A 9,742-nucleotide genomic window follows, 5' to 3' on the forward strand; every position below is an offset into this window, starting at 1 on the left:
CGGTGGAAACGATGACGGCGTCGGTCATGACGAGGTTCCTGTTGCGAGTTTGGGTTGTTGCAAGGGCATCGTCTGCTGCTTGCGCAATTCATGGCGCGACAGCTTTCCGACGGGGGTACGCGGCAGCTCGGCAACGAACTCCAGCGCAGCCGGCAATTCATGCTTGCCCAGCTTGCCCGTGAGAAACGCGCGCAGCTCGTCCAGCGAGAACGGCGCTGCGCCGTCGCGCAGCTTGATGAAGGCCTTTGCAGCCTCGCCGCGATACTCGTCGGGAATGCCGATCACGATGACTTCGTGCACGGACGGATGAGTGTAGATCGCCTGCTCGATCATCTGCGGATAGACGTTGAAGCCGCCCGAAATGATCATGTCCTTCTTGCGATCGACCAGAAAGAAATAGCCGTCCGTGTCCATGTAACCGATGTCGCCGGTCAGGAAACGATCGCCGACGAACGACTCGGCCGTTTCCTTCGGCTTGTTCCAGTAGCCCCTGGTGACATTCGGCCCCTTGATGCGGATCTCGCCGACTTCGCCGACCGGCAGCACTCTTGTTGGATCGTCCAGCGCGACGACGTCGAGCTCGATCCCCGGCAGCATCAACCCGATCGAGCCCGGCTTCTCCGGGCCCTGCTCGGAATGGCCGGTGCCGGGCGAGCAGGTCTCGGTCATGCCCCAGCCGCTTTTCAGCTTCTTGCCGACCTTGCGCTCGAAAATTTTTGCAACTTCCTCCGGCAGCGGCGCGCCGCCGGAGCCGAAGGTCGCGAGCGAGGAGAAGTCGCGTCTGTCCAGGTCGGGCAGCGCCGCGATCGCGATCCACATCGTGGGCACCCCGGGGAAGGCCGTGGCGCGCTTGACCTCGATGTCGCGCATGACGGCTTCGACGTCGAAGCGCTGGTGCAGCGAGATCAGCGTGCCGCGCCGGATGGCGGAGAGCATCACCACCGTGAGTGCGAAGATGTGAAACAGCGGCAGCACACAGATCACGCGCTCCGGCACGCCTTCACGTTTCTGGCGCGTCGGCTTGCTCCAGACGTCGTAGATGGACACCGCGGCGGTCAGGTTGCCGTGGGTGAGCATGGCGCCCTTGGGCAGGCCCGTGGTGCCGCCGGTGTACTGCAACAGCGCGACGTCATCGGCTGCAATCGAAGGCCATTGCGCCGGCCTGGCCGCGCCGCCGATGAATTGCCGGTGGGTAATGACAGAGGGATGGTCCGGCAGCGCCATTTGCGGCGTGCCGATCCTGCCCCAAGAATCGTCCTCGCAGACGACGAGGCGATCGATCAGGCCCTTGTCCAAAAATTTCAGCGCGGTCGGGAGCAGTGCCGCGAGATTGCTGGTGACCAGCACGCGCGCGCCGGAGTCAGCGAGCTTGTGCGACAGCGCGATCTCGCCGTCGAGCGGCGACAGATGCACGATGCGCGCGCCCGCCTTCAGCGCGCCGAAGAAGTTGACCGGATGATCCGGCGTGTTGCCGAGGAACAGCGCGACCGAGGTGTCCTTGCCGTAGCCGGCGCGCAGATAGGCCGATGCCGCAACCTCGGCGAGCCCTTCGAGCTCAGTGTATGAGATCGGCCGCTCGCGAAATTCGATCGCTGGCCGAGCGCCGAAGTCGCGCGCTGCCTGCGACAGCAGGTCGGGCAGCGTGCCGCGGGCGATGGTGTCGTCCCAATGCACGCCCTCGGGATAAAATTGCTCGCCGGGATGGGTCATGGGCGCGCCCCGCGCGAGATCGCCGTGACGTTACCGTGTAAGGCAGGCACGCTGCTTCCGTCCCCTCCCCCCTTGCCGGGGAGGGTCAGGGAGGGGGGTGAGCCGCAGACGCGGTGCTCGTGGTACCCCCACCCCCGCCCCCTCCCTGCAAGGGGGAGGGGAGCACTACGGCTCGTGCCCTTCTCACGCAACGTCACCACGGTCACGCCGCCTTCGAGGCTTCTGACGCCAGCGAGGCGAAAGTCTTGCCCTCGGCGGCGAGGCGCTTCAGCAGCGGCGCGGGCTCCAGCGAGGGATCATTGGTCTCCTTGGCATAGTAGGCGAGCCGGTCGGCGATCTGCTTCAGCCCGACGCTGTCGGCCCAATACATCGGGCCGCCGCGGTAGATCGGCCAGCCATAACCGTAGAGCCAGATCACGTCGATGTCGGACGGCCGCGCCGCGATGCCCTCGTCGAGAATTTTTGCGCCCTCGTTGATCATCGGATACATCATGCGCTCGAGGATCTCCTCGTCGCCGACCGCGCGGCGCTTGCGGCCGAGCCGCGCCAGCGTCTCGTCGATCAGCTTCTCGACCTCGGGATCCGGCAGCGGCGCGCGCGAGCCGCCCTCGTATTTGTAGTAGCCCTTGCCGGTCTTCTGACCGAACCGCCCGGCCTCGCACAGCGCGTCCGCAATCTCCGACTTGATGCCGCGGTCTTTTCGCGAGCGCCAGCCGATGTCGAGGCCGGCGAGATCGCCCATCGCGAACGGCCCCATCGGCATGCCGAACTTGGTGACGACCGCATCGACCTGCTGCGGCAGCGCGCCTTCGAACAGCAGCTTTTCGGCCTGCTTGCCGCGCTGCGCCAGCATGCGGTTGCCGACAAAACCGTCGCAGACGCCGACCACCGCCGGCACCTTCGCGATCTTGCGCGAGATGTTCACCGCCGTGACCAGCGCGTCCGGCGCAGTTTTTGCGGCGCGCACCACCTCACAGAGCTTCATGACGTTGGCCGGCGAGAAGAAGTGCATGCCGAGCACGTCCTGCGGACGCGTCGTCTCGCTCGCGATCTGATCAATGTTGAGATAGGACGTATTGCTCGCCAGCACCGCGCCGGGCTTGGCGTATTGGTCGAGCTTGCCGAACACTTCCTTCTTGATCGCCATGGTCTCGAACACGGCCTCGATGACGAGATCGGCGTCTTTCACGTTCTCGAGCCCGACCTTGCCGTCGATCAGCGCCATGCGCTTGGCCGGCGCGTCCGCCGGGATGCCGCCGCGCGCAGCCGTTGCCTCCCAGTTCTTCTGCATCACACCCATGCCGCGCTTGAGCTGCTCCTCGCCGGTTTCGATCAGGGTCACCGGGATGCCGGCATTGGCAAAGGACATGGCGATGCCGCCACCCATGGTGCCGGCGCCGATCACGGCAACGCGCGCGACATTGCGCGACTTGGTGCCCTCAGGCACGCCCGCGATCTTGGCGGCCTCGCGCTCGGCGAAGAAGGCGTAGCGCTGCGCCTTCGACTGGTCGCTGGCGACCAGCTTCAAAAAGCCCTCGCGTTCCTTCCTCAGCCCTTCGTCGAACGGCAGGTCGATGGCGTAGCCGACGGCATCAGCGGCCGCGAATGGCGCCTCCAGCCCCCGCGTCTTCTTGGTCATGGCGGCGACCGCGTTGGTGAAGATCGAGCGGTCGGCCTTAGCCGCAGCCAGCTTGCTATCGTCGTCGCGCAGCCTGCGCAGCGGGCGCTTCTCGGCGAGCACTTTTCGGGCAAAGGCTTCGCCGCCCGCGGCGGGTCCCTCGACGATCTCCTCGATCAGCCCGTTCTTCAGCGCTTCCGCAGCCCCGATCGGATCGCCGCCGACGATCATCTTGACCGCGAGCTCCGGCCCGACCGCGCGCGGCAACCGCTGCGTGCCGCCGGCACCAGGCAGCAATCCGAGCTTAACTTCGGGCAAGCCGAGCCTGGCGTCCTTGACTGCGACACGGAAATGGCAGGCAAGTGCAACCTCCAGGCCGCCGCCGAGTGCCGTGCCGTGAATGGCCGCCACGACGGGTTTTGGGCTGTTCTCGATCTCGGCCAGCACGTCGTTGAGCGCCGGCGGTTTTGGCGGCTTGCCGAATTCGGTGATGTCGGCGCCCGCGATGAAGGTGCGCCCGGCGCAAGTGAGAACGATGCCTTTCACCTCTGGATCGGCGATCGCAGCGCGAATGCCTTGCTGGATGCCGCCGCGGACCGCGGCGCTCAATGCGTTGACCGGAGGGCTGTCGACGGTAACGATGGCAATGTCGTCGTGACGTTCAAGCTTGACCACTTCGCTCACGGCTACGCTCCTTGGGATTTTTGTTTTTGCTCGATTTCGCACTGCGGAATTTAATTCCACATCTTGACAGCGAGGGTTATTTTGAAGCACGTGCCTTGTCAACGAGGACCGCAATCTTAAGCGCGCCAGAGGGAATGAAACGTCCAGCCAAGAAAGAGGCGACCGATCGCCGTTTCGTCGTCGCGCTGTCCCGCGGTCTCGACGTCCTGCGCGCATTCCATCCCAATGACGGGCTTCTGGGCAATCAGGAGATTGCGGCCCGCACCAATCTGCCGAAGCCGACCGTCTCGCGGCTGACTTACACGCTGACCAAGCTCGGCTATCTTACACCGGTCCCGCGGTTCGAAAAGTATCAGCTCGCGCCGGCGGCGATGGCCTTGGGCTATGCCGCGCTCGCCAATCTCGGCGTCAGACATTTGTCCGAACCATATCGCGAGGAGTTGATGCGCCAGACCGGCGGCGCCGTCGCCGTTGGCGGGCGCGACCGCCACAGCATGATCTATTTCGGCCAGAGCCGGAACGGGCTGACGCTCGGCGTTCAGCTCGACGTCGGTTCGCGCATTCCGATTGCGACCACGGCGATGGGCCGCGCCTATATCTGGGCACTCCCGGAGGACGATCGCGCCAACCTATTGCGCGAATTGCGCGAACATTACGGCAGCCGCTGGCCGAAGATGCGCGACGGTATCGAGCGCTGCGGCGAGATCGTCGCCAAGCGCGGGTTTGCGATTTCGGCCGGCGAGTGGCAGGACGACGTCCATGCGGTCGGCGTTGCACTAAAGTTAAATGACGGAACGGGACCGTATGCGTTCAACTGTGGCGCGCCGGCATTCCGTTTTACGGAGGAGCGGCTGCTCGGGGATATTGGACCTCGTCTCGTCGCGATGGTAAGGAACATCGAACTAGCCCTTGGCGGCGCGGCGCCGCAGCCACCAGACACAATCAAACCAAGCAAAAAAGAAGCAGTCAAAAAGCTGAAGCCAGGAGGGAAAGGTGCACGTCTTGCCGAGGGGATCAGGTAGCGCCGCTCGACGGCGAACCAGTCTGCTTTGCCATCGCCCCCCGTCTCGCCGCCGGGGTGGAGCGAAATGACGCAGGCCGAGCTTGCGCCACGTCACGATCCCCTGCTCGCGGTCCGCGAGGTCAGCGTTCATTTCGGCGGTATCGTCGCGCTCAACGGCGTCTCTTTCAACATGCTGCAGGGCCAGATCCTCGGCCTGATCGGACCGAACGGCGCGGGCAAGACCACCCTCTTCAACTGCCTCTCGCGGCTCTATCAGCCGAGCTCCGGCGATATCCTGATGGAAGGCGTCAGCATCCTGTCGCGCCCGCCGCACCGGATCGCCGAGATCGGCATCGGCCGCACCTTCCAGAATGTCGCGCTGTTTCCCAATCTTTCGGTGCTCGACAACGTCCGCGTCGGCACCCATGCCCGCACCCGAAGCGACATCGTCTCGGACTCGCTGAAACTCAACTGGGTGCGGCACGGCGAGAGCGCGATGAACAAGAAGGTTCACGAGATCCTCGCCTATCTCGATCTCGAAGAGGTCGCCCACAAGCCCGTCGCGGGCCTGCCCTTCGGCACCCAGAAGCGCGTCGAACTGGCGCGCGCGCTCGCAGCCGATCCAAAGATACTGCTGCTCGACGAGCCGGCTGGCGGACTCAATCATGAAGAAGTTTACGTGCTCGGCGACCTGATCAAACGCATTCGCGATGACCGCAAGGTCACCGTGCTGCTGGTCGAGCATCACATGGGGCTGGTGATGTCGATCGCCGATCACGTGGTCGCGCTGAATTTCGGCCGCAAGCTCGCGGAGGGCACGCCGGCCCAGGTGCAAGCCGATCCCGATGTCATCAGGGCCTATCTCGGGAGCAAGGACCAATGACCGCGCTGCTCAACGTGAAGGACTTGCGCGCATATTACGGTCAGGTCCAGGCGCTGCACGGCCTCTCCTTCTCGCTCAACGAGGGCTCGCTCACCACCTTGCTCGGGGCCAACGGCGCGGGCAAGACCACGACGCTGCGCGCCATCTGCAACATGGTGCGCTCGACCGGCTCGATCGAGTTCGAAGGCGCAGCCCTCACCAGCCGCTCGACCGAAGGCATCGTCCGGCTCGGGATCGCGCATGTGCCGCAGGGCCGCGGCACCTTCACCAACATGACGGTGGAGGAGAATCTGCAGCTCGGCGCCATCACCCGCAAGGACCACGCCGGCATCGTCTCGGACATGGAGCGGATGTACGCGCATTTCCCGGTGCTGAAGCAGCGCTACACGCAGCAGGCCGGCACGCTCTCCGGCGGCGAGCAGCAGATGCTCGCGGTCGCCCGCGCGCTGATGCTGCGGCCGCGCCTGATGCTCTTGGACGAGCCGTCGTTCGGACTCGCACCGCTGGTCGTACGCGACCTGTTCGGCATCCTCGGCAAGATCAACCGCGAGGACAAGGTGTCGATCCTGGTGGTCGAGCAGAACGCGCAGCTCGCGCTGGAGCTTGCCGACCAGGCCTATGTGATCGAGACCGGACGGATCGTGATGTCGGGCGCGGCCAAGGACATCGCCAACAACGAAGACGTCCGTAAATCCTATCTCGGCTACTGAGGGAAGCGGCCATGGAGCTTTTCACCAATCAGATCCTGGCCGGCATCTCCACCGGCGCGATCTACGCCTGCCTCGCTCTTGCGGTGGTCATGATCTACCAGGCGATCGATCATCTCAATTTCGCGCAAGGCGAGATGGCGATGTTCTCGACCTTCATCTCCTGGCAGCTGATGCAATGGGGGCTGCCCTACTGGGTCGCCTTCGTCCTCACCATCGCCTTCTCCTTCGCAGGCGGAATCGCGATCGAGCGGGTGCTCTTCAAGCCGCTCGCCAAGGCGCCGATCCTGACCAATGTGGCCGGTTTCATTGCGCTCTATTCCATCATCAACTCCTCCGCCGGGCTGATCTGGGACTTCACCATCAAGCAATATCCGACCCCGTTCGGCTCCGCCCCGTTCCTCGGCAGCCAGCTGATCTCGACGCACCAGGCCGGCATGATCGGCGTCACCCTGCTGCTGCTGCTCGCGCTGTATTTCTTCTTCCAGTACACGCGGGTGGGGCTCGCGATGCGGGCCGCAGCCTCGCTGCCGGAGTCGGCCCGGCTGGTCGGCATCAATACGAGCTGGATGATTGCGCTCGGCTGGGGCATGGCGGCCGCGATCGGCGCGATCGCGGGAATATTGATTGCGCCCGTGGTGTTCCTGGAGCCGAACATGATGCTCGGCACGCTGATCTACGGTTTTGCCGCGGCGGTGCTCGGCGGGCTCACGAGCCCGTTCGGCGCCGTGGTCGGTGGCTTTCTGGTCGGCATCTTCGAGAACCTCGCCGGGACCTACATCCCCTACGCCGGCAATGAGCTGAAACTGCCGATCGCACTGGCGCTGATCGTGTCCATCCTGGTCGTGAAACCCGCCGGCCTGTTCGGCCGGCACATCGTGAAGCGAGTCTGATCATGAGCGCTGTCGAGGACGTCGCCACCCAGGCCGCAGCGGTTGAAGCCGTTCCAAAGCGGGCCATGACGCTCGGCACCGGCACCTCGCTGGTGGTCCTGACGCTGCTGCTCGTCGTGCCGCTGTTCGTCAAGAACTTCATCATCTTCCAGATGACGATGCTGCTGATCTACGGCGTCGCGGTGCTCGCGCTGAACATCCTGACCGGGGGCAGCGGCCAGTTCTCGCTCGGCCAGAGCGCGTTCTATGCCATCGGCGCCTATACTTCGGCGATCCTGATGGAGCAGTACGACGTCAACTATGCGCTGACCCTGCCGGTCGCCGGCCTGGTCTGTTTTGGCGCCGGCTTCCTGTTTGGCCAGCCGGCGCTCCGCCTCTCCGGCGTCTATCTGGCGCTTGCGACGTTTGCGCTGGCGACCGCCATGCCGCAACTGTTGAAACTCGGCTATTTCGAGAAATGGACCGGCGGCGTGCAGGGCCTGGTCGTGACCAAGCCGGATGCGCCGTTCGGCCTGCACATGTCGCAGGATGTCTGGCTCTATTACTTCACGCTGGTCATCACGGTCGCGATCTACGTCTTCTCGGTCAACCTGCTGCGCTCGCGCTCGGGACGCGCCTTCATGGCGATCCGCGACAACGAGATCGCGGCCTCCGCCATGGGCGTCAATGTCGCGCTCTACAAGACGCTTGCTTTCGGCGTGTCGGCCGGCATCACCGGCGTCGCCGGGGGCCTCGGCGCGATCGCCGTGCAGTTCGTGGCGCCGGACAGCTACACCATTCAATTCGCGATCGCGCTGTTCCTCGGCATGGTGGTCGGCGGCGTCGGCTGGCTGCCCGGCTCGTTCATCGGCTCGGCCTTCATCATCTTCGTCCCGAACATCGCCGAAAACATTTCAAAGGGCTTGTCCGGCGCGGTGTTCGGCGTTCTTCTCTTCCTGGTTATCTTCCTGTTGCCGCATGGCGCGAGGCAGATCGCCATCGTGGGCCAGCAACTGCTCGCGCGCTTGAGGAGATAAATAGGAATGCGGTTCAGCCACCCCGTTCATGCCGCCGCGCTTGCGGCGGCAATTGCGACCTTTGCCTGCAGCGCGGCGTTTGCCCAGAAGAAATACGACAGTGGCGCAACCGACACCGAGATCCGCATCGGCAACATCATGCCGTATTCGGGGCCGGCCTCGGCCTATGGCGTGATCGGCAAGACCGAGCAAGCCTACTTCAACAAGATCAACGCCGAAGGCGGCATCAACGGCCGCAGGATCAATTTCATCTCCTACGACGATGCCTATTCGCCGCCGAAGGCGGTCGAGCAGGCGCGCAAGCTGGTCGAAGGCGACGGCGTGCTGCTGATCTTCAATTCGCTCGGCACGCCCTCCAACTCGGCGATCCAGAAGTACATGAACGCCAAGCGGGTGCCGCAACTCTTCATCGCCTCGGGCGCCTCGAAGTGGAACGATCCGAAAAACTTCCCGTGGAGCATGGGCTGGCAGCCGTCGTATCAGACCGAGGCGCATATCTATGCCGCCTATGTTTTGAAGGAGAAGCCAGCCGGCAAGATCGCCGTGCTGTTTCAGAACGACGATTTCGGCAAGGATTATGTCAAGGGCTTGAAGGACGGGCTCGGGCCGAAGGCCTCCATGATCGTGGCGGAAGAGAGCTATGAGACATCGGAACCCTCGATCGACGATCACATCGTCAGGCTGAAGGCCGCCGGCGCCGACGTCTTCATCAGCGTGACCACGCCGAAATTCGCGGCGCAGGCCATCAAGCGGGCTACCGAGATCGACTGGCATCCGCTGCAGATCGTGGTCAACGTCTCCTCGTCCGTCGGCGCCGTGATGATGCCGGCAGGTTTCGAGAATTCGCAAGGTATTCTCTCGGCCAACTATGCCAAGGACGCCGGCGACCCGCAGTGGGCCGACGATCCCGGCATGAAGAAGTTCGTCGATTTCCTGGCGCAATATTATCCGGACGGTAACAAGCGCGATGCCGCGACGGTCTTCGGCTACGGCGCCGCGCAGACCCTGGTCGAGGTCCTGAAACAGTGTGGCGACGACCTGACGCGCGACAATGTCATGAAGCAGGCGGCGAGCCTGAAGGATTTCCAGCCTGATACCCTGCTGCCGGGCATCAAGATCAACACCTCGGCGACCGATTACGCACCGATCAAGGAGCTGCAGATGATGCGGTTCAGGGGCGAGAAATGGGACCTGTTCGGCGACATCATGAACGGCAATCTCACTCATT

8 protein-coding genes are annotated in these 9,742 nt (G+C 64.1%); 6 read left to right on the forward strand and 2 right to left on the reverse strand.

Translation table 11 applies throughout. The annotated features are described in order from the left end of the window. Positions 1–24: 24 nt before the first annotated feature. Both pimA and JOZ76_RS02020 read right to left on the reverse strand, forming a co-directional pair. Positions 25–1,710, reverse strand: a complete 1,686-nt coding sequence (gene pimA, locus JOZ76_RS02015; protein WP_291696960.1) for a dicarboxylate--CoA ligase PimA — start codon at positions 1,708–1,710, stop codon at positions 25–27. A gap of 202 nt (positions 1,711–1,912) precedes the next feature. Next, positions 1,913–4,012 (reverse strand): 3-hydroxyacyl-CoA dehydrogenase NAD-binding domain-containing protein, encoded by a 2,100-nt coding sequence (locus JOZ76_RS02020; protein WP_291696961.1) that lies wholly within the window; start codon positions 4,010–4,012, stop codon positions 1,913–1,915. A gap of 134 nt (positions 4,013–4,146) precedes the next feature. Here JOZ76_RS02020 and JOZ76_RS02025 point away from each other — a divergent pair, with 134 nt between their 5' ends. The 6 genes from JOZ76_RS02025 to JOZ76_RS02050 form a co-directional block, all read left to right on the forward strand. Further along, entirely contained in the window at positions 4,147–5,034 is an 888-nt protein-coding gene (locus JOZ76_RS02025; RefSeq protein WP_291696962.1) for an IclR family transcriptional regulator, read from the forward strand. A 66-nt stretch (positions 5,035–5,100) separates the two neighbouring features. Next, the gene (locus tag JOZ76_RS02030) at positions 5,101–5,898 is read left to right on the forward strand and encodes an ABC transporter ATP-binding protein (RefSeq protein ID WP_291696963.1); all 798 of its coding nucleotides are present in this window, start codon (positions 5,101–5,103) and stop codon (positions 5,896–5,898) included. Continuing rightward, positions 5,895–6,608 carry an ABC transporter ATP-binding protein gene (locus JOZ76_RS02035; protein WP_291696964.1) on the forward strand — a complete coding sequence of 238 codons (714 nt, stop codon included), beginning with the start codon at positions 5,895–5,897 and terminating at the stop codon, positions 6,606–6,608. Before JOZ76_RS02030 ends, JOZ76_RS02035 begins: the two co-directional genes overlap by 4 nt. An 11-nt stretch (positions 6,609–6,619) precedes the next feature. Continuing rightward, entirely contained in the window at positions 6,620–7,498 is an 879-nt protein-coding gene (locus JOZ76_RS02040; RefSeq protein ID WP_291696965.1) for a branched-chain amino acid ABC transporter permease, read from the forward strand. Between the two features lie 2 nt (positions 7,499–7,500). Further along, complete coding sequence (locus JOZ76_RS02045) at positions 7,501–8,514, forward strand: branched-chain amino acid ABC transporter permease (RefSeq protein WP_291696966.1); 1,014 nt, start codon at positions 7,501–7,503, stop codon at positions 8,512–8,514. 6 nt (positions 8,515–8,520) lie between these two features. Continuing rightward, a partial coding sequence (locus JOZ76_RS02050) for an ABC transporter substrate-binding protein (protein ID WP_291711943.1) occupies positions 8,521–9,742 on the forward strand: 1,222 nt, incomplete at its 3' end.

It is taken from the genome of Bradyrhizobium sp., from assembly GCF_019244115.1.
Classification (GTDB): domain Bacteria; phylum Pseudomonadota; class Alphaproteobacteria; order Rhizobiales; family Xanthobacteraceae; genus Bradyrhizobium.

Excerpts from the sequence above, each read along its gene's own strand:
- pimA (WP_291696960.1), bottom strand. The coding sequence starts at position 1,710 with ATGACCCATCCCGGCGAGCAATTTTATCCCGAGGGCGTGCATTGGGAC.
- JOZ76_RS02030 (WP_291696963.1), top strand. The coding sequence starts at position 5,101 with ATGACGCAGGCCGAGCTTGCGCCACGTCACGATCCCCTGCTCGCGGTC.
- JOZ76_RS02035 (WP_291696964.1), top strand. The coding sequence starts at position 5,895 with ATGACCGCGCTGCTCAACGTGAAGGACTTGCGCGCATATTACGGTCAG.
- JOZ76_RS02045 (WP_291696966.1), top strand. The coding sequence starts at position 7,501 with ATGAGCGCTGTCGAGGACGTCGCCACCCAGGCCGCAGCGGTTGAAGCC.
- JOZ76_RS02025 (WP_291696962.1), top strand. The coding sequence starts at position 4,147 with ATGAAACGTCCAGCCAAGAAAGAGGCGACCGATCGCCGTTTCGTCGTC.
- JOZ76_RS02040 (WP_291696965.1), top strand. The coding sequence starts at position 6,620 with ATGGAGCTTTTCACCAATCAGATCCTGGCCGGCATCTCCACCGGCGCG.